The sequence below is a fragment of the Paenibacillus sp. FSL H3-0333 genome (genome assembly GCF_038002805.1).
Lineage (GTDB): Bacteria > Bacillota > Bacilli > Paenibacillales > Paenibacillaceae > Paenibacillus_AQ > Paenibacillus_AQ silagei.
This window is the reverse complement of sequence record NZ_JBBODG010000001.1, coordinates 3,006,142-3,026,855: the sequence shown is the minus strand read 5'-3', so window position 1 is coordinate 3,026,855 and position 20,714 is coordinate 3,006,142. Positions and strand designations below refer to the sequence as shown.

Annotated in this window: 13 protein-coding genes; all 13 read right to left on the bottom strand. The window is 51.2% G+C overall.

The genetic code is table 11. The features are described from left to right. Positions 1–100: 100 nt before the first annotated feature. The 13 genes from pflB to MHH78_RS13070 all read right to left on the bottom strand — a co-directional run bounded on the left by pflB (position 101) and on the right by MHH78_RS13070 (position 20,426). Positions 101–2,362: a formate C-acetyltransferase gene (gene pflB / locus MHH78_RS13130; RefSeq protein ID WP_076079923.1), complete on the bottom strand. Its 2,262-nt coding sequence runs from the start codon at positions 2,360–2,362 to the stop codon at positions 101–103. 261 nt (positions 2,363–2,623) lie between these two features. After that, positions 2,624–5,245, bottom strand: a complete 2,622-nt coding sequence (gene adhE / locus MHH78_RS13125) for a bifunctional acetaldehyde-CoA/alcohol dehydrogenase (protein ID WP_036731873.1) — start codon at positions 5,243–5,245, stop codon at positions 2,624–2,626. Between the two features lie 535 nt (positions 5,246–5,780). After that, a complete protein-coding gene (locus MHH78_RS13120; RefSeq protein WP_036731872.1) occupies positions 5,781–7,250 on the bottom strand; it encodes an ABC transporter substrate-binding protein in 1,470 nt (489 codons plus the stop codon). Between the two features lie 132 nt (positions 7,251–7,382). Continuing rightward, positions 7,383–8,255, bottom strand: coding sequence for a carbohydrate ABC transporter permease (locus MHH78_RS13115; RefSeq protein ID WP_341167668.1), 873 nt, complete (start codon positions 8,253–8,255; stop codon positions 7,383–7,385). A gap of 1 nt (position 8,256) precedes the next feature. Then, positions 8,257–9,084, bottom strand: a complete 828-nt coding sequence (locus MHH78_RS13110) for a carbohydrate ABC transporter permease (protein WP_340958025.1) — start codon at positions 9,082–9,084, stop codon at positions 8,257–8,259. A gap of 214 nt (positions 9,085–9,298) precedes the next feature. Then, on the bottom strand, positions 9,299–10,627 hold the full coding sequence (locus tag MHH78_RS13105; protein ID WP_341167667.1) for a response regulator: 1,329 nt from the start codon (positions 10,625–10,627) through the stop codon (positions 9,299–9,301). Between the two features lie 13 nt (positions 10,628–10,640). Continuing rightward, positions 10,641–12,434, bottom strand: a complete 1,794-nt coding sequence (locus MHH78_RS13100; protein ID WP_341167666.1) for a cache domain-containing sensor histidine kinase — start codon at positions 12,432–12,434, stop codon at positions 10,641–10,643. Between the two features lie 282 nt (positions 12,435–12,716). Next, complete coding sequence (locus MHH78_RS13095) at positions 12,717–13,679, bottom strand: alpha/beta hydrolase (RefSeq protein WP_341167665.1); 963 nt, start codon at positions 13,677–13,679, stop codon at positions 12,717–12,719. 18 nt (positions 13,680–13,697) lie between these two features. Beyond that, positions 13,698–14,207, bottom strand: coding sequence for a GNAT family N-acetyltransferase (locus tag MHH78_RS13090; protein ID WP_341167664.1), 510 nt, complete (start codon positions 14,205–14,207; stop codon positions 13,698–13,700). Between the two features lie 69 nt (positions 14,208–14,276). Beyond that, positions 14,277–15,077, bottom strand: coding sequence for an alpha/beta hydrolase (locus tag MHH78_RS13085; RefSeq protein WP_341170330.1), 801 nt, complete (start codon positions 15,075–15,077; stop codon positions 14,277–14,279). 80 nt (positions 15,078–15,157) lie between these two features. Next, positions 15,158–15,787, bottom strand: coding sequence for a beta-phosphoglucomutase (pgmB, locus tag MHH78_RS13080; protein ID WP_341170329.1), 630 nt, complete (start codon positions 15,785–15,787; stop codon positions 15,158–15,160). 5 nt (positions 15,788–15,792) lie between these two features. Further along, positions 15,793–18,123 (bottom strand): glycosyl hydrolase family 65 protein, encoded by a 2,331-nt coding sequence (locus tag MHH78_RS13075; protein WP_341167663.1) that lies wholly within the window; start codon positions 18,121–18,123, stop codon positions 15,793–15,795. Continuing rightward, positions 18,123–20,426, bottom strand: a complete 2,304-nt coding sequence (locus tag MHH78_RS13070) for a glycoside hydrolase family 65 protein (RefSeq protein ID WP_341167662.1) — start codon at positions 20,424–20,426, stop codon at positions 18,123–18,125. Before MHH78_RS13070 ends, MHH78_RS13075 begins: the two co-directional genes overlap by 1 nt. Between the last annotated feature and the right edge of the window lie 288 nt (positions 20,427–20,714).

The following is a 20,714-nucleotide window of genomic DNA, read 5'->3' as shown; positions in this document are numbered from 1 at the left end:
AACTTAAAATTTTAACCACTTTCAGACAAGAGTGTACCGCCCTCTTGCAAGGGCGGCAGCTCTTTGATTGATTTCAGTTCTTGTAGAACAAGAATGCTTCTTACATGGAATCGTGGAATGTACGGTTGATAACATCCATCTGTTGTTCACGGGTCAGCTTGATGAAGTTAACAGCATAGCCGGATACGCGAATGGTCAACTGTGGATAGTTCTCTGGGTGATCCATAGCATCAAGCAGCTGCTCACGGTTAAATACGTTAACGTTCAAGTGCTGAGCGTTATTGTGGAAATATCCGTCCATCATGAAGACCAGGTTGGACTTACGGGAATCTTCGTCTTTACCCAGCGCCTTAGGAACGATGGAGAAGGTATTCGAGATACCATCCTGTGCATCGGAGTAAGGAAGTTTGGCAACAGAGTTCAGGGATGCCAGTGCGCCCTTCTTGTCGCGTCCGTGCATTGGGTTAGCACCAGGAGCGAATGGTTCGCCTTTTTTACGTCCGTCAGGAGTAGTACCAGTCTTTTTACCATATACAACGTTTGAAGTGATAGTCAGTACCGATTGAGTCGGCACAGCATCACGATACGTTTTGTTTTTGCGGATCATCGACATGAAGGTTTCAACCAGTTCAACAGCAATGCCGTCAACAGCGTCGTCGTTGTTACCGTAGCAAGGGAATTCACCCTCAGTTTCAAAGTCGATAGCAATGCCTTCTTCGTTGCGGATTGGCTTAACCTTAGCGTATTTGATTGCGCTCAGGGAGTCAGCAGCAACGGACAGTCCGGCAATACCACAAGCCATAGTACGCAGAATGTCGCGGTCATGCAGCGCCATTTCGATACGTTCGTAGGAATATTTGTCATGCATATAGTGAATGATGTTCAGCGTATTGACATAAGTCTTAGCCAGCCATTCCATCATTGGTTTGAAGCGTTTCATTACTTCATCATAATCCAGGTATTCAGAAGTGATCGCAGGATATTCAGGACCTACCTGAGCACCGGATTTCTCATCTTTACCGCCATTGATCGCATACAGCAGAGCCTTAGCCAGGTTGGCACGGGCACCGAAGAACTGCATTTGCTTACCGATACGCATTGGGGATACGCAGCAGGCAATCGCATAATCTTCACCCCAGTATGGACGCATTACATCATCGTTCTCATATTGGATAGCGCTGGTCTCAATAGATACTTTGGCACAATATTTCTTAAAGCCTTCAGGAAGCTTCTCGGACCACAGTACAGTCAGGTTTGGTTCTGGAGCAGGTCCCAGATTGTACAGGGTATGCAGGAAGCGGAAGCTGTTCTTGGTTACGCGGGTTGTGCCGTCTTCAGCCATACCACCGATGGATTCTGTAACCCAAGTTGGGTCGCCGGAGAACAGGTCGTTATAGTCAGGCGTACGCAGGAATTTCACGATACGCAGCTTCATTACGAAATGGTCAACGATTTCTTGAGCTTGCTCTTCAGTCAGAGTACCTTCTTCAACGTCGCGTTGAACATAGATATCAAGGAAGGAAGATACGCGTCCAAGGGACATTGCCGCACCATTCTGTTCTTTAACAGCTGCCAGATAACCGAAGTATACCCATTGTGTAGCTTCTTTGAAGTTCGTAGCCGGTTTGGAGATGTCCATACCATGAGCTGCAGCCATTTGTTTCAGTTCGCCAAGAGCACGCATTTGCTCGGACAGCTCTTCACGCAGACGGATAACATCTTCTGTCATGGAGTCAACTTCAAGCTCAGCCAGTTGCTGCTTCTTGTCTTTAATCAGGAAATCAATACCATACAGAGCAATACGGCGATAGTCGCCGATGATACGTCCGCGGCCATAAGCATCAGGAAGGCCTGTGATTACGCCGGATTTACGCACAGCTCTCATATCTGGTGTATATGCATCAAATACGCCTTGGTTATGCGTTTTGCGGATGTTCGTGAACATGTCAACGATATTCTGCGGAAGCTCGAAGCCGTATGCCTTAGTAGCATCGATCATCATCTTGATACCGCCGAACGGCTGAATGGAACGTCTGAAAGGCGCGTCAGTCTGAACGCCGACAATCTGTTCCTTATCCTTGTCAATGTAGCCAGGAGCGTGGGAAGTGATGGTGGAGACAGTATCGAGGGAAACGTCCCATACGCCGCCTCTTTCTCTTTCTTCCTTGCTCAGCTGGGAGATAATCTTCCACAGTTCAGTTGTATTGCTGGTAGGTCCAACCAGGAAATCTTCAGTTCCTTCATAAGGCTTGATGTTCTTGGCAATAAAGTTGTTAACGTCAACTTTCTTGGCCCAGACACCTTTTGTGAAATTTCTCCAACCTGATTTTGCTTCTAATACTTCTTTTTCAATCACCGACATGCTAAATCCCTCCATTTATATTTATTATATTTGTAGAGATCGCGGGCTTGAAGGTTAATCCCGTGTCTCGTGATCCCGAGGCTAATAGTTGTTATAAAATTCACAATCACATCTTCATAACGGGGATCGTTGTCTATATAAACATTTTAGTTTATTTTCTGAAAAAGGACTGTGACAAATATCACTCTTTCGGTGATATTTGTCACTTCCATCCAGTCCCATATTAACCTTTAACCTTATTCTTTGCCAGGCAACCGTTAATTAATTATCGAATTTGCCGTAGAATGCGTTGCGGTATACATCAGCAAGCTCGGAGACCAGCGGCATTTTAGGATTGGCAGTAGTACATTGGTCTTCAAATGCACGGTCAGCCAGATAGTCTACACGGGATTCGAAGTCCTTAGGATCGAAACCAAGAGCCGAGAAGGATTCTTCGATACCGAGTTTTTTGTTCATGTCGCGGATTGCATTGATCAGGCTGGTTACGCCTTCTTCGGTAGTGCGTGCAGGCAATCCCAGAATACGGGCGATTTCTGCGTACCGTTCGTCAGCTACAAAGTGCGAATATTTAGGGAACGAAGCAAACTTCGTAGGTTTCTTGGCATTGTAACGGATAACATGCGGCATCAGGATCGCATTGGTACGGCCGTGTGCAGTGTGATACTGTCCGCCCCATTTGTGTGCCAAGCTGTGGTTAATCCCCAGGAACGCGTTGGCAAAGGCCATACCGGCAAGCGTCGAAGCATTGTGCATTTTCTCACGGGCCAGCTTGTCACCTTGCAGTGCGGATTTCTCCAGCCACTGGAACACCAGTTGGATGGCTTTGATTGCCAGACCATCGGTATAGTCACTGGCCATTACAGATACATAAGCTTCGATAGCATGTGTCAATACGTCCATGCCTGTATCGGCAACTGCAGTCTTAGGCAGGCTGTAGACAAACTCAGGGTCAATAATTGCTACGTCTGGAGTCAGCTCATAGTCAGCGAGCGGATACTTGGTATTATTGCCTGTTGTCTTGTCTGTGATAACTGCGAACGATGTTACTTCAGAACCGGTACCCGAAGTGGTTGGAATGGCAACGAATTTCGCTTTGTTGCCGAGCTTAGGGAATTTGTATACCCGTTTGCGGATATCCATGAACTTCTGTTTCAGGCCGTTGAAGTCTGCATCCGGATGTTCGTAGAACAGCCACATGCCCTTGGCAGCATCCATTGGGGAACCACCGCCGAGTGCGATGATGCAGTCCGGCTGGAATCTGTTCATCATAGCTGTACCTTTTTCTACAGTAGTAGTCGATGGATCCGGTTCAACTTCCGAGAACACTTCGATCGCTACAGGAGTCTGGCGCTGACGCAGATAGTGCTCAACTCTTTCAACATACCCCAGTTTAACCATTACTGGGTCAGTGATGATAGCAACGCGTGTGATATCAGGCATTTTGGCCAGGTACTGAGTGGCTCCCTTTTCGAAGTAAATCTTGTCAGGTACTTTAAACCATTGCATATTCACGGTACGACGATTCACCCTTTTCACGTTGATCAGATTGATTGCAGTGACGTTCTGCGATACCGAGTTGCGTCCGTAAGATCCGCAGCCCAGTGTCAATGAAGGGATATTAGTGTTGTAAATGTCGCCGATTGCGCCGTGAGTCGATGGCGAGTTGACGAGAATACGTCCGGTCTGCAGACGGTTGGAGAACTTCATGATTACTTCTTCGTTGTTGGAATGGATAGCCGAGCTATGGCCCATGCCGCCAAATTCAACGATTTGAGCTGCGCGCTCGATACCCTGGTCAGCATTCTTCACTTTGTAGCAAGCCAGAACCGGGCTCAGCTTCTCAGCGGACAATGGATATTTAGTACCTACACCTTCAAGCTCAGCTACCAGGATCTTCGTTCCGGCAGGAACCTGAATGCCGCACATTTCAGCGATCTTCACAGCGGATTGGCCAACGATAGCCGGGTTAACTGCACATTTCTCTACGTTCATTGCGCCGCTGGTCAGCTTAGCTGCTTCTTCTTTGTTCACAAAGTAACAGCCGTTTGCAATCATTTTCTTTTTCACTTGATCGAAGATGGCTTCTTCAATGATAACTGCCTGCTCGGAAGCACAGATCATACCATTATCAAAAGTCTTCGACAGGATAAGGTCTGTTACAGCCTGATCAATATCAGCACTCTTCTCAATGAAGGCAGGCACGTTACCAGGGCCTACGCCGAGTGCCGGTTTGCCGCAGCTGTAAGCTGCCTTGACCATTGCCGATCCGCCGGTTGCCAGAATCAGTGCAACGTCCGGATTGTTCATCAGTGCGTTTGTTTTGTCCATCGTAGGAAGCTCAATCCATTGGATGAAGTTCTCAGGTGCGCCTGCTGCTACGCCTGCATCATGCAGAATTTTGGCTGCTGCCGCACTGCACTCTTGCGCTGACGGGTGGAAACCGAATATAATAGGGTTACGTGTCTTAGCGGAAATCAAAGCCTTAAACATCGTGGTGGATGTTGGATTGGTTACCGGTGTGATACCCATAATGATTCCGACTGGTTCAGCAATCTTCTGGAAGCTGTCATAAGCGTTATCCTCAATAACGCCTACAGTCTTGTCGTACTTAATACCGTGCCAGATATATTCAGTGGAGAAGATGTTCTTTGTAATTTTGTCTTCGTATACTCCGCGTCCTGTTTCTTCAACAGCCAGTTTTGCCAGGTACATATGCTTGTCGAGTCCGGCCAGCGCCATTGCATGAACGATTGTGTTTGTCTGCTCTTGATCCAGGCCCATGAACGCTTCGTGGGCTTTCTTTGCTTTATCCACCAAAACCTGAATATACTCTTCAGCGGTGGTTTGTTTCACTTGGGCGGCGACTTCGTTTTTAACTGCCATCTCCCTCGTCCTCCTGTCAATTTTTAGGTTGTTTCTTTCTATACATTTATCTTAGCACATCCTTTTCACCTTGTATAGTGAAATCTTTCACAAAGTTTAAAGTTTTTTTTGAGTTGTTTTCAAAGCGCTTTCATTCGATCATTTACCGGTATTTTTTCCACATTATATGTAATATTTAATTAATATTTGTCTATTCTGCGAACGAAATACGATAGTCTGCAGCGTTGATGGCCCATCTTGCCTTGAAATGCCGGTTGGGCTTCGGGAATTTTGCTCATGAATGCCAAGCCTCCACTTCGGTTCATCCGTCGCTTTTCTACAGACTCACTCTGACGGTGAATATAAATATAAATTTCTGCCAAGTGGAAACGGCTTTGCCGTCCTTTTAAAGGACGGTACCGTTTCAGCGAGAAATAGAAGGATAAGTTATCGTGTGCAACCTATAAATTCTTATATTTTTATAAAAAAAGAGACAGCATCTCTGCTGCCCCCCTTATTCATCTCTTCCCCTAAGTCTAGAAAGAGACATCCCAGGCTACTCTACCTTAATGGTATCGAAAAATTTCTTCTGTACGGTTGCGGCTGCTGCATCAAGCTGGGCCTTGGAGTCCGTGCCTTCCTTGGCGAACAGCTCCTGAATGACATTGGACATGGTTGCATAGTAGTCCTGGGTATTGTACTGCGCCTCAGGCTTGCCGTCGAGCAGAGCCATAATATCTGTATTGTATTGATATACAATATCAGAGTATTTGTCATACACTGCTTTGGTCTTCTTGCCGAAGTCGGAATCGGCAGCATAGTAATCAAGAAGCGGCGGAATGAAGTATTTGCCGTCCGCCTTGCGCTGCTGCAGAATGGCATCGAGCGCTTCCAGGCCTTTATCCGAGAAATAGTCGAAGGTAATATAACGGAAGGCCATCTCCTGCTCATCCTTGCTGGCATTAGGGTTGATGACCAGATAGTCGCCGCCGAGAACACCGGTATGCTTGCCGCCTTTCTCAGCCGCAGGCATTGGATAGGTCAGCACATCCTCAGGCTTGAACCCGCCCTGATTAAGCGCCTGTTCAATGACACCGTCAGATCCGGCCATCACCATCGCGGTACGGCCCTGCTGGAAGGCACCTACCGCATCGCCCCAGCCGAGCGCCCAATCCTGGGGAACCGCTTTGGCTTCCCATCTCAGCTTTTTATAGAAGTCCAGCGCTTTAACACCAGCTTCGGAATTGAAGGTGGCCACCACCTTGCCGCCCTCAATCTTCTGAATCTCCCCGCCTGCTTCGAACAGGAAGTTGGTCCAGTTCCAGCCGGCTTCGTTGCCTTTACCCATCGGGGCAATCCCGGAGATCCCCTTCTTGGGATCGGCCACTCCTTTGGCTGTGTTCAGCATGTCGTCCCAGGTCCAATCCATTGGAGGTACGGCTACACCTTTGTCATCCAGCATCTTCTTGTTGATCATTGTTGTAGTGACGTAACCCTTCTGGGTAACCCCATACACCTTGCCGTCAATGATGAACTGGTTCTGCAGCACAGGATTGATCTGATCCTTGAACTCATAGTTGTTCCACAGATCGGTGATGTCGGCAACCCAGCCCTTCTCAATCAGGAATTTGGCTTCGGTGGCATACGTGTTGAAGAAGGTTGGCGCTTCGTTCGCAGCCATCTTCACTCCGATCTCGCTTACATTATACTGCCAGTCGTCCTTGACGATCTCCACGTTCGGATAGACTTCCTGGAACCGCTTGATTTTGTCATCCTCCTGCGCTCTCACCTCGGTCAGGTCAGGCGTAGGATAGTGGATTTTGATTGTTACCTTTCTCTGGGTGATATCGTCAGCCGGTGCTGCAGACGGAGTGGCTGACTCTTCCGCCGCCTGGGTCGCTGCTGGTGCAGGTGTCGCTTCTCCCCCGTCAGCCGCCGGCTTGTTGCCGTTATTATTGCCGCCGCAAGCGGACAATAAGGTCCCCGTGACCAGGAGACAGGCGAATACGCTGGAAACTTTACGCATGGTAACTCCCCTTTTCCATATCATAATGAGCTTACAAATTCATCTTAAAAGAGAAACCGTTTACAAACGAGGTGTATTTATATCCCCTTCATGTGCAGGTTTACGATCTCTACCGGACCTCATCCTTCCTGCTTAGCCTTTGACCGCAGACAATGAAACTCCGCGCATAATGAACTTCTGGAAGACCAGGAACACCAGGATCGGCGGCAGAGAGACAATGAACAGAATTGCGAATTTGATGTTCGTGTTCAGCGCTTTTACATTGATAACGTACTTATAGATGGCGGTAGCGAGCGTATACTTCTCCTCACTATGCATGACCAGCGACGGCCAGAACCAGTCATTCCAGGCTGTGGAGAAGATGAAGATCGCCAGTGTTGCAAAAATCGGAACCGACAGCGGCACCGCGATGGTGAAGAAGCTTCTCGGCTCCGAAGCCCCGTCCATCCGTGCGGCTTCCAGAATCTCGGGATGAATCCCGTCGAAGAAATTCTTAAGCAGCAGGAAGAAGAACGTGTTCGCGCCTGCCGGCAGCCAGAAGGCCGCATATTGATTGAGCAGGCCCAGCTCCTTCAGATTGACAAAGTTCGGAATCATATAGCTCGTGGCCGGAATGAACAGCGTCATCAGGAAGAAGAAATAGAAGGCCTTGCGGTAAGGCACATTCATCCGTGAGATACTGAAGGACGCGAGTCCCAGTACAAATAGAGTGGCGACCATATTCCCTGCAAAAATATACAGCGTGTTCCGCAGAAACATGGCCAGATCGATGTAATCCAGCGCATCCTTCAGGTTACCGAAATGCCATTCCTGCGGAAAAAAATGCGGCGGAAAAGAATTGACCTCGATATTCGACTTCAGCCCGTTGAACATCGTCATGAGGATGGGGTACAGCATGCTGAATATCATCAGGACAATGAACAGCACCATAATTCCGTAGACCACCCTGTTGCTGGTCTTTTTCAGGTCATGCTCCGAGAGAATACCTCTGTCTGCGCTCTTCATGCTAGTTGTCCTCCTTGTTAAGCTTGAACTGAAGAATGCCCAAACCGCCCAGAACAACAAACATCAGCATCCCCAGCGCAGTCGCCGTACCATAATCCAGTCTGGTAAAAGCATACTTCACAATAAGCAGCGCATACGTCAGGGTAGCATTGTTCGGCCCCCCGTCCAGCAAGGCCATCTGTGACTGGTAGCCCTGAGAGGTGGCAATCACCTGAAGAATCAGCATCAGCAGAATCAGATTGCGCAGCGAAGGCAGTGTGATGTGGCGGATACGGGCCCAGACTCCGGCTCCGTCAATCTCGGCGGCTTCATACCAGTCCCGGGGAATACTAAGCACCGCAGCAAGATAGATCAGCATCCCCGAGCCAAACTGCTGCCAGGTCTCCATGAAGACCAGCGAGATCATCGACCACCGGGTATCGGTCAGGAAGGCGATCTGCTCCGCTCCGGTGCTGCCGATTACCGCATTTATCGGTCCAACGGGATCATACAGCCAACGCCACAGCCCGTATAGGACTACAGCAGGCATGACATATGGCAAATACGCAGCAACGCGCACGAACCCGCCGAATTTCCGCAGCTCGGAGATGGCAATGGCAAAGGCAATCGGAACCCAGAAGCCGATCACCAGGCAGAGCAGCATATAGTACAAGGTGTTTTTGACAGCAATCAGCACATCGGGGTCAGTAAGTGCCCTGGCATAATTGTCCAGGCCGACGAAGGTATTCCCTTTGACGAAATCAACGGTGTAGAAGCTGTACAGGAACCCTTTGAAGATAGGCACCCACATAAACATAATGAAGATAATCAATGCGGGGACAAGAAACATCACGCCCCAATAATTCTTTTTCCAGCGGTTCTGCTTGTACGGCTTGCTCTCCAGCTCCGCTGGAAGGTGATCATGTAACGCAGCAGACTGATTCATTCCGGCTCCCTCATTCCTGTCGTCTTTCAGCACTTTATGGGAAAGCGCCTCCTGTCTTCATTGTAGGAAATGAGGGAGAGACTTAACATGTCTATATCTATGGCAATCGTAAGCGTTCTTACTTCTTCAGTTCGCTGGGGCTGAGCCCGTAGTATTTTTTGAAAATTTTGCTGAAATGCTCCGGCGACTCGTATCCCACCCGCTCCGCAATCTCATACCGCCGCAGATCAGTGTTCAGAATCATCTCCCGGCTGTCCTCCATCCGCAGCTTAATGACATATTCCCACAGGTTATAGCCTGTATTCTTCTTGAACAGATAACTCAGGTAATTAGGGCTGACATGATTCTTCTTCGCTACTTCATGGATCGTCAGACCCTTCTGGGCGTAGTTCCCGTCAATGTATTGCTTCGCCTTCTGTACGATCAGATTGCTATGCGTATGCAGTTCCTCGGGTGACGGATCAGCAGCATAGCTGTTCCAGTTGAAATCCCCATAATAGAACACATAATGATCGGCATGCTCGTTGTTCCAGAGGATCGCCTTCGAGGCCTGCCGGTTCAGCACATCCATGAAGCTCAGCCCCTTCAGAATCTGGCTGATGCCGATGACAGCCCGGAGCTGCAAATAGCGGTTAATATTGTAATGGAGGCTGCGGCCCAGCACCTCCAGGCGGCTCAGCTGGCCGGTGGATGGCTCCTCGTAGCTCTGCTCATCCCACTGGATGATGACCGTAATCTCCTGCTCCGGCGAATAGAAGGCAGTGGAATTCCACTCCTGATCCAGCAGCTCCTTGGCAATATTCAAGGCAGCGTAACGCAGCAGGCTATGATCGCGGATAGTGTACCTCTGCTCAGGCCGGTCTTGCGGCAGGGGAAGCTTGATTTTGATCACCGCAAAATACGGACCCTGCAGCCTCAGCTCATCCAGCTTGCGCCGCTTCTCCTCTGCCCCCAGCACCGCCGCAGTCTCCGTAAGCAGACTGTTCAGCAGCTCACTGTACTCGGGAAGCGGCTCCTCCAGGCGGAAGCGGTCTCCATTCCCATCCATATATGTGGCCAGCTCCGGCGACGGTCTATTCATCTTCAGGACGACACTGCGCACCGAATCCAGGAACTGCTCACTGTTCAGCGGCTTGATCAGATAGTCTCTCGCACCCAGCCGGACGGCCATCTGGGCGTACTGAAAGGTCTCATGCGCAGAGATGACGATCGTCTGCATCCAGGGCCTGGTCATTTTGGCATGCTGCATCAGTTCGATCCCGCTCATCGCCCCCATCTGGATATCCGTCACAAGCAGATCAATCTCCTCCATGCGGATACAATCCAGTGCCTCATACCCGCTGCCGGCCGTATAGATATGGTCAATATCCAGCCCGGAAGCAGCCAGCAGACTGCTCAGTCCTTTGCAAATGAGCGGCTCATCATCAACAACCAGTATATTGAACACCGTATTCTCTCCTCTACTCTATAGTCTCTGACTTCGGAAGGATCACACTTACTATCGTGCCTCCGCACTCGCGCGGTCTATAGCTGATCCCGTAATCCACGCCGAAGTGCAACTGCACACGCTGATGGATATTGCGGATGCCGTAGCCGTTAACCGGGTTCGGGCTGTCATCATTGAGTATCTGTTCGATAGCCTTATAATCGACCTGCTTATAGCCGTTATCCTCAATGGTAATCCGAATCCGGCCATCCTCCAGCACAGAGGTAATAATGATTTCGCCGTCCTCCTCCATATGCTTAACCCCGTGGATAATCGCATTCTCGATCAGGGGCTGCAGCGTGATCTTGGGAATCAGATTCCTGGTCGTCCCGGGAGCGATATTCCAGATAACGGCGAACACATAATCATGCCGGTGCTGCTGGAGCTTGATGTAGGCACCGGCATGTTCAAGCTCCTCTTCGAGCGTGATCAGCTCCCGGCCCCGGCTTAAGCTGATCTTCATCAGCTTGGATAATTCCTTGATCATTTCCGCGGATTCCACGTTGCCTTCGAGCGAGCTTTTCCAATAAATACTCTCTAGAGTGTTGTACAGCAGATGCGGGTTGATCTGCTGATAGAGCAGCTGCAGCTGCGATTCCTTCTGCTTCAGCTCCATCTGGTATTTGTACATAATCAGGCTGTTGAGCCTGCGGGCCATATCATACGTGGCGTTAATCAGCACACTGACCTCATCGTTGCTTCCTCTGCGGGGAGTCTCAGGCACACGGTTGCCCGGCTCATACTTGCGCACAAAAAAAGCCAGCTTCTGCAAAGGCGTCATCAGCGAACGCCAGAAGTAGGTAATGATGATCAATCCGAACAGCGCATAGGCCACTGTTATGTATTGAATGACGCGTTTCATTTCGTTTTGCTGCTGGAGCAGGGATTTGACGGGTACCTTGTAGACCAGCTTTTGCTCAAAGGCATGATTGTTGTTCACCACATAGATGAAGTCATCAGTGATAATATCCTCGGTTCCCTCCGGATCTCCCGCCTCCGAACCGTCCGGCAGAACGATCACCTCTCCGGTTGAATTCGTGGTGGAGGCCAGCACACGGTTGCTCATGTCCGTCAGATAGATTTCCCCGTCCGGCAGTGAGATGGACCTTAGCGATTCACCGATCTTCGATTCCATCTTGGTCACCACCAGCACGCCGAGCGTTCCTTCCCCGCGGTAAATATTATTGACAGCCCTGACATACGTAAGCGTCTTCAGATCTTCGGCCTGCGGACTCAGCTTCTCGGTGAACATCAGGGTACCGCGGCCTTTCTGCTGCACCACCTGTTCGAACCAGTACGGCCGTTCCTCCTTGGAGAAAAAATAAACCCCCGCCTTCTTCACCTGCGGAAAATTGGGAGCGAAAAAGTAGTAGTTATCGGGATCATATACATACAGCGAGTAGTAAATCCCGTCACCCCGTTCCGCTCCCTGCGAATAGCTGCCGAGCAGCTTCTCGATGGTCTCATAACGTTCCACCCGCTCCAGCACCGTATCATTCCCGCTCATATTGAGCTGCTGCAGGACCGGATTCTGGATGACGGTGGTCGTGATTTTGTTCACCGTATCGATGTCCCTGTTAATAATGGCGAAATTCTGCTTGTTCAGCTCCACATAGGCATTGGTCACATGACGCTTCAGAATCTCCTCTGCCTTGTAGTTGCCGTAGCTGTTCAGAATCAGAATAGGCGTAATCATGATCAGGAACAGCAGAATCAACTGCTGCTTAACACTGAGCCGGACAATGGGTTTTACAAGCATGGACAACATCTGGATTCACCTCCAGTTTCAATAATACAAGTGGAAACGACGTTGCCGTCCCTTTAAAGGATGGTACCGTTTCAGCGAGAAATAGAAGGATAAGTTATCGTGTGAAACAAATGAGTTCTTATATTTTAACAAACCTACAAGCGCTTACACAGGTTTATTTCAAAGTTGTTTATGTCTATTTGTATGGAGTTTTTCAGCCAAGTGAAAACCAGCCCACACACGAACACCCCGTGTTGGACTGGTTTTATAGTGTCTCATCCTGATCACATTGAGCCGGACGGCTTATGCTAGCTGTAATTCTTCCTTTACTGTTCTCAAAAAAGCAAGCACAGCAGCAATCATCTGCTCCAGCCCCGGTTGTTCAATCGGAAAATGACCTGCACCCTCTAGAATCACAGATTCTTTCCTGCCTTTAAGATGGTCATAAAATGGTCTGCTGAAACGGTAAGGCGTCATAGGATCTAATTGAGGATGAACGAGTAATACCGGACAAAGGTCAAACTGCTGAGGTTTCAGGACCGGTTTCATATTTAGAAAGGTTCTTAATAAGCGTAAAGGGATTTTTGTTCCTGCCGCATGAGGATCATTCATAATGAGTCTGGTCAGTTCAGCGTTGTTCGTGATCCATTTCATCCGGGATACTTTATTCACAGAGATATGCAAGGAATCTAACACCAAAGGGAATTTGTTCATTAAAAATCCCCCTAACCGGCTAATGAGTTTGTTGGGAGCTAGCTGATCACGAACCTTCACATCACTCGTATCCACAAATGTCGTTGCAATCAACCCTTTGACCTGCTTACTTTGTACTGCGGTGTGATAAGCCAACATGCCGCCAATACTGGAGCCCAGCAGAATAACAGGCTTGCCGTCCCGTTTCAGCTCCTGTTCGATCAGTTCATTCAGGATGTCAATCCAGAGTTGATAATCCAATGATCCCCCTGAATCGGTATAGCTTAGACCATAGGGAGGCAGATCCGGAGAGACAACTTCATAACCATAGGTTTGCAGCATGCGCGCATAAGGCGCGAGCAATCTTCCATTGCCTCCAGCGCCATGAATGAAAATAATTTTTAATGGTGCATCTGGAGCAGGCATACGGTCCAGATGAATATGGGCATTATTCCAGATCATCCATTCCTCTGTCGGCAGATATCCTGCATGGACCTGCATTTCTTCATGGAAAAATCTTTGGTATTGTTTCCAATAAGTCACCGATTGGTTATAGGATGAATCCTTGTTCATGAATAAGCTGTTCCTCTCTCAGGGGACCGGGATTTCTTTTTCCATAATGTAATCATCCATGACGAATCCGCTCCCGATATCTGCCACTTGTTCCCTAAGGGTCCGAAAGCCCTTTCTTGTATAGACCGCAATACTTGATTCATTATCACGATTGACCGTTAGCCAAATATGAGTCAGGTTCCGCTCCTGACACAGCTTCTCCAGGAAGACCAACGCCTGGCTGGCATAGCTGCGCCCCCTGTACTCCTTGCCTATATAGAACTTGCTCAGGAAGAGCTTCCCTTCCACTTGTCTGGCCGACATATACCCCACCGTGGAGCCTTCCCCGCTATGGATTAAGTAATATTCGTAACCCTGCTCATGGATCTGCTGCGTAATCGCTGGAACCGACTGGTACTTGCCAAGCATATACTCGATCTGCTCGGAAGTAATAAGGGTGATATAATATTCGCGCCATATCTCTGCCGCCAACAAGGCAACCTCAGCGGTCTCTTCCGCTGTATTCACTTGTTGAAATCTAAGCTCCATAATATGTACCTGCCTTTCCTGAGTCTCTCGTATCACCCTATCCTTGGACACGGACATTGAAGCAGAAGTTCACGCTCTGGTATACCCGTTCAATTGCAGCCAGGAAGCACAGGCATCCGTCCATGTCTTGGTGTGCGGCTCTTCAGGGGCTAAGCCCAGACCGTGTACACCGTGCGCATAGATATGCAGATCAAATGGAACCTTATGACGGCTAAGACCTGCGGCGAACAGCAGGCTGTTCTCCACCGGAACATAATCATCGTCCGAGGTATGCCAGAGGAACGTTGGCGGCGTGTCCGGGGTTACCTGGAACTCGCTGCTGAGCTTAAGCGACAGCTCCGCATCAGGAATGGCTCCCAGCAGATTCTCCTTCGAGCCTTGATGTGTGACTCCTTCGGTCATCGAGATAACCGGGTAGCATAGAATGAGGCGGTCAGGACGGCTGGACAGCCGCTCCAATGGCTCCGGGTGATCAGGATTGCCCAGATCATAAGATACCCCGGCGGTAGAAGCGAGATGTCCGCCCGCCGAGAAGCCCAGAATACCGAGACGGTCTGGGTCAATGCCGAATTCGTCCGCGCGGAAGCGGATCGTACGCAGCGCCCGCTGCGCATCCAGCAGCGCACTTGGGTATTGGTAAGGCGCAACACGGTAACGCAGCACGAATGCTGAGATTCCGAGTGTATTCAGCCACTCCGCAACCGGACCGCCTTCATGGTCGGCACGCATCGCATACCCGCCTCCCGGACAGACCAGAACAACGGCATTCCCTTTGCCTACAACTAAATAAGGTGTGATCGCAGGCTGATCCTCTTCACTGGCTCCCAGCGCTCCAGGCGCACCTTCAGGCCATAGCAACAACGTTTCCATCATCATCCCTCAAGCTTTCCTTCTATAATAGAATAGATAATAGAGGAAAAAAGTTCCTCAAGGGCCATTCTATCAAGGTCTTACAATTCATGCAATCCGGATATCACCAGATCCGCTGCCTTCAGCACTTCAGCCTTCCCGATGCCGACCACCTGCATTCCTGCCGCCTTGCCGGCGGCTACTCCGGCCTCGGCATCCTCGAATACCACACAGTCCTGCGGCTGCAGCCCCAGTTCCCGGCAGGCAGACTGGAACACCTCAGGGTCCGGCTTAGCCCGGGCTACCTTATTGCCGTCAATAACAACGTCGAACAGCCCCGCAATATTCAGCTTATCCAGTATGAATTCCGCATTCTTACTCGCAGAGCCAAGGGCAATAGCCACGCCGCGTGCTCTGAGCGCATTCAGATAGGCTCTGACTCCGGGCAGCAGCTCTGATTCATCCAGACCGGAGATATATTCCACATAGAGGCGGTTCTTCTTCTCCGCCATCGCCAGCTTCTCTGCTTCGCTGTATTCAAGGCCGCCAATCTCAAGAAGAATATCCAGGGATCTCATCCGGCTGACGCCCTTGAGCCGCTCATTGTCCTGTTCGGTGAACGGGAAGCCCAGCTCCCCGGCGAGCGAGCGCCAGGCCAGATAGTGATACTTCGCCGTGTCTACAATCACGCCATCCAGATCGAAGATAGCGCCCTTCATATGCTCCAGCATCATTGTCATGCTCCTCTCTGATTGGACTCAGACGCTAACTCCAGGATCGCACCGGGAGGGCACGGCACCGCCTCACCGCCGAACCCGGCGAAGCTTACCGCTTCGCTGTTGCCCGGCGCTGCCGTAACCGTGATCTCTTCGCGGCCGATCCGCAGCCGGAAGCTGCCTCCGCGCAGGATTACCGGCAGCTCAATGGAACTCCAGGTCTCCGGCAGAGAAGGCTTAAGGGTGACGGTCTGGCCATCAAATCGCACACCCGCGAAGCCAAGAACCACAGCCATCCATGCGCCCCCGTTCGCCGCCGGATGCGTCCCGCCAATATAGAGGTCACCAACATACTGCTTCGATTCACCGGTTAGATCTACGGTGGCAGTGCGCATGAAATACGGATATCCCCAATCCGGCAAGCCGATATCCGCTGCAGCCAGCGCATAGATACACGCACTGAGGCTGGAGCCATGCTCGGTTCGCGGCTCATAGAATTTCCAGTTGGCCTGCTTCACTTCCCTGCTGAATCTGTCCCGGAACAGATGAAGCATGAGCACCACATCGGCCTGCTTCAGGATTCTTGTGGTTGTTGCCAGCCCGTTGCCTCCGCCCCAGTACTCATTCGGGTGAATGATCCGTGCCTTCAGCTCAGCCAGAGACACATCCTCCAGTTGCAGATAACGGTCGAATTGTTCAATCACCAGCGTATCCGGGTCCGGCTGAGGAACATAGAGCTGTGCCAGCATTGCTGTGAACTCATCCAGTAACGGCCCGTCTGCATACGATTCAGCAAGACCGTTATACACAGCCGGATATTTGTCCTGCAACCGTTCTGCTGTCTGCAAGGCAATCTTCAGTGTCTCCTGAACCATGGCGCTCGTAAATGCGTTATTATTCACCCGCTCATGATATTCATCCGGGCCGGTAACATCCAGCAGCTCATAACGCCGCTTTACAGGATTATAGTAAGCATAGGAATAGAAGAAACGCGCACATTCCCAGATCACCTCCGCCCCGCCGTCCGCCAGGATGCTGTCGTCTCCCGTGAAGGTCACGTATTGCCAGAGTCCATGCACGACATCTGCACTGATATGAATCTGCTTATCGCGGAAATAGGTCCGCATGGGGCGCCCGGTAAATACATCGTTCACATTGAACAGAGTGCAGGCATCATCCCCCGTATCCTGACTCTCCCAGGCATAAAAAGCGCCCAAATATCCGTACTCCGCCGCCTTCCGCCGCGCACCGTCCAGCGTGTGGATGCGGTACATCATCAGATTGCGGGCAATCCCAGGATCACTGTGCAGGAAAAAAGGCAGCATGAACATCTCCGTATCCCAGAATACTGCGCCCTTATAGACTTGCCCGGACAAGCCGCGCGCGGGAATTGAGACCTTCTCCGACTTCGTCGGTGCAATGATCAGCAGCTGATACATACTGTACCGCAGCGCGAACTGCGCCTCCTCATCGCCTTCAATGACACAATCGCTGCGTGACCATCGCTCCGCCCACTTGCGCCGGTGCGCCTCCAGCAGGCCGGGATACCCTGTAGCGACCGCTGCCTGGACGGTCTGCACCGCCTGCTCGTCAGGTCCGCCTTCCGCAGGATCGCCTTCGCCATCCAGACCGGTGAACACGGCTGCATATTTGCACCATGTATAAGTCTCACCTGCCTTAGCTTCTATAGAAATATGGCGCAGTGCGGTTCCTCCATCCAGCTCGATAACACCGTCAACCCGCTTCGCCTGTTCAGCCGTACCGAACGTTATAAGCTCCGCCACCGCCACCTGCTGCCCCAGCTCCCCGGTAACTGCTGTTGACAGCAGCACCCCACCGGCAGAGCTGCTCTGCTGCTCCAGCAGATGGGGGCCGTTGATATCCCACACTGCGGCATCGATTCCTGTAGTAATCTCTATCCGGCAGTCGGCGGTGCAGTGAAGGGTCCATCTGGCGGCCAGCAGATGGAGCTGATCCATGCTGACGAACCGCTCGGCGGTCAGGGTCAGCGTCCCGCCTCCCGGGATGCTGAACGTTGTCTCCCGCCGGTGGATAGCTGAGCGGAGATCCAGGCTCTGAGTATGAGCCAATGGTTCGGTATCCAACACATTTAGCTTGCAGCCGTTGGCGCTGACTACCGTATACAGCCCATTCGGGGCGTTCACCGGCTCGCGCCATTTGTCGCCCGCCCGGTCATACACTCCGGCCAATGTAACCGCCGCAAGCTGCTCCTTCCCGAACTCCTCAAGGACTCCCCGGAAGCCCATATAGCCATTGCCGGTCATAAATTTGTTGCCGTTCGCCGTAATCCGCCCAGGCTCGAAGCTGCGCTCACTTACCGTCCAGTCCATTACACAGTCATCCCTTCAGCGAGAGGAAGCTCGATTCCTGCTTTATCTACGGTCACCCGCTGATCATAGATCAGCACCTCTGTGCTTCCGCCATTGACTGCTCTGAAGGAAACCGACTCTGCATTTACCGTAATACCCAGCAGTACGCCCCTGCACATCACCTGGAAGCTGTAAGCGGTCCACTTCTGCGGCAGCACCGGCCGGAAGGACAGACAATCTCCATCCGAGCGCATCCCCCCGAAGCCGTAGACGATGTTCATCCACGCTGCGGCGATCGATGTGGTGTGCAGCCCTTCCCGGGTATTGCGGTTATAGTTGTCCAGATCCAGGCGCGTGGCGAACTCGAAGAACCGGTACGCTTCCTCCGATTTGCCCAGCTCACTGGCCAGAATCGAGTGAATCGACGGCGAGAGCGAGGACTCATGAATACATCTCGGTTCATAATATTCATAATTCGCCAGCTTGGTCTCGCGGGAGAACTGTCCGTTGTACAGGAACATGAACATCAGCACATCCGGCTGCTTGATCATATCGTAACGGTACAGGCGGTCATACGACCAATTCGAGTACAGCGGGAATTCCGCAACCGGAATCGAATGAATGTCGATATGCGGCATATCAAAAAATCCGTCATGCTCCTCGTAGATGCCGCTGCCGGGATCGAACGGGATTTTCATATGGGCACGCTTGTGGCCCCAGTCAGCCAATTCCTCCTCGCGAAGTGCAGTAACCGCTATAACCGCCGCATATTCTTCGGGCGCCTCCACCTTCATGAGAGCTACTGTTTCGAGCGTATATTCGAATAACTTCTGAGCCAACAGATTGATGTAGCAGTTATTGTTAACCATAAGCTGGAATTCATCCGGCCCCATCACGCCGAAATATCCGTATTCCCCGGTGCGTTGACCCCACTGGCCGCGGGCTGCGTAGAAACGGCTGATCTGAATCAGCATCTCGGCGCCTTTGCTGTAGAGGAATTCCAGGTCGCCGGTGTTCTTCACATAATGCCAGATGCCGTAGGCGACCGCCGTCCCGACATGAAGCTGCAGATTGGAATGCTGCCACAGGTCACAGCTCTCTGTCCCGTCAATCGTGGCGATCGGATAGAATGCGCCCGCGCAATCCACATCCTTCCCGCGCTGGAGCGCCTGAGGCAGCGTCTTGTAGCGGAATTCCAGCAGACTGCGGGCCGCCTTCGGGTTATTGAACAGATAGAACGGCAGACAGTAGGACTCGGTATCCCAGAAGGCAAGCCCCCGGTAAGCTTCGCCGGTTAACCCTTTGGCACCGATGTTATACCCGGGATGGTCCCCGTGATATGTCTGATACAGCTGAAAAATACAAAAACGGATGCCCTGCTGATTCTCCGGGTCGCCCTCAATCCGGATATCGCTGGTTGCCCAGATGCTGCTCCAATAGGAGGCTTGGTCAGCAACCACCTCTTCCTCCTCCAGCCGATCCGCCGCTGCTGCAAGCTCCATGCCTTTTGTCCAGAGACGGTCTGCAGCTGGGGCAGCATCCGTGCCTGTCACATTGACCACAAACTTCGTGAAGGAAGCAGGCTCCCCTTCAGCCAGCATAAGTGAGAATTGCCGCCCGATATACCGGTCATCTTCCACAAGCTCCGTATGCAGCGCCTGCGAAGACTTCAGGACAAAGCCCGAGAACAGCTGATTTCCGGTTGTCAGCGTACGGGCCATAATGGCAGTTATTGCTCCTTCCCCGCCGCGCTGCTGCTCTTTCCACATACTCTGGCCATGTTCCTCATGAACCATGCCGAAGTCAAGGCCAGTACTAATATCTACCTTACCCGTGAAATTAAGCGCGGTGAAGCTAATCTGCTGCAGTCCCAGATGGGACAGAGTCATGCTGACCAGGCGTGTGAAGCAGAGCTTCAGCTTTTTCCCGTCCGCCATCAGCCAGATGAACTCCCGTGTATAGGTCCCCGTCCGGAAATCCAGTCTGCGTGTATACGCCTCTATGCGGGAGTGCGCCAGATCCAGGGTTTCACCGTCCACCGAGATCCGGATATGCAGCCAGTCCACGGCATTGACCATGTAGCGCAGCGACCGGATAATGCCTTTATAATGATTGCCAACCTCCATCTGCTCATTCAGCCCGTTGAAATAGCTGCCCGGCAAGGAATCGCCGCTGTAGCCCTCGTCCGCATACCCCCGTACCCCCATATACTCATTGCCCAGTGAAAAAATAGATTCCGAAGTCCGGTTGCGTTCCGGATCAAAGCCTTCCTCAATAATTGCCCAGGGATCGACCTTCAGATAGGGATCTGCTACTTTTGCCATAATTGAAACTCTCCTTCGCTAAGTGAGGCTTGGTCCGCTCCTCCGCTCACACAGCGGAAACAACAGACACTTTAGTTCCAGAGTATCGCTAAGCCCGCCCGTGACCAAGGTCCGCCTGTAAGCGAGTTATGTGCATTTGTACGGATCATATGGAATACGGACGACAAACGCAAAAAAGCCGCCCCCCTCTGCATCTATCCAGAACAGGTGGCAACTGATATAATATTCTGTAAATCATGTAAGAAAGCCTATCGTGCGTCTAAAAACATAACCTTTCTCACACAAATG

What these genes read in the sequence shown, in the direction of transcription:
- pflB (WP_076079923.1), bottom strand. Translation starts at nt 2,362, where the DNA reads ATGTCGGTGATTGAAAAAGAAGTATTAGAAGCAAAATCAGGTTGGAGA.
- adhE (WP_036731873.1), bottom strand. Translation starts at nt 5,245, where the DNA reads ATGGCAGTTAAAAACGAAGTCGCCGCCCAAGTGAAACAAACCACCGCT.
- MHH78_RS13120 (WP_036731872.1), bottom strand. Translation starts at nt 7,250, where the DNA reads ATGCGTAAAGTTTCCAGCGTATTCGCCTGTCTCCTGGTCACGGGGACC.
- MHH78_RS13115 (WP_341167668.1), bottom strand. Translation starts at nt 8,255, where the DNA reads ATGAAGAGCGCAGACAGAGGTATTCTCTCGGAGCATGACCTGAAAAAG.
- MHH78_RS13110 (WP_340958025.1), bottom strand. Translation starts at nt 9,084, where the DNA reads ATGTTTCTTGTCCCCGCATTGATTATCTTCATTATGTTTATGTGGGTG.
- MHH78_RS13100 (WP_341167666.1), bottom strand. Translation starts at nt 12,434, where the DNA reads ATGTTGTCCATGCTTGTAAAACCCATTGTCCGGCTCAGTGTTAAGCAG.
- MHH78_RS13095 (WP_341167665.1), bottom strand. Translation starts at nt 13,679, where the DNA reads ATGAACAAGGATTCATCCTATAACCAATCGGTGACTTATTGGAAACAA.
- MHH78_RS13090 (WP_341167664.1), bottom strand. Translation starts at nt 14,207, where the DNA reads ATGGAGCTTAGATTTCAACAAGTGAATACAGCGGAAGAGACCGCTGAG.
- MHH78_RS13085 (WP_341170330.1), bottom strand. Translation starts at nt 15,077, where the DNA reads ATGGAAACGTTGTTGCTATGGCCTGAAGGTGCGCCTGGAGCGCTGGGA.
- pgmB (WP_341170329.1), bottom strand. Translation starts at nt 15,787, where the DNA reads ATGCTGGAGCATATGAAGGGCGCTATCTTCGATCTGGATGGCGTGATT.
- MHH78_RS13075 (WP_341167663.1), bottom strand. Translation starts at nt 18,123, where the DNA reads ATGGACTGGACGGTAAGTGAGCGCAGCTTCGAGCCTGGGCGGATTACG.
- MHH78_RS13070 (WP_341167662.1), bottom strand. Translation starts at nt 20,426, where the DNA reads ATGGCAAAAGTAGCAGATCCCTATCTGAAGGTCGATCCCTGGGCAATT.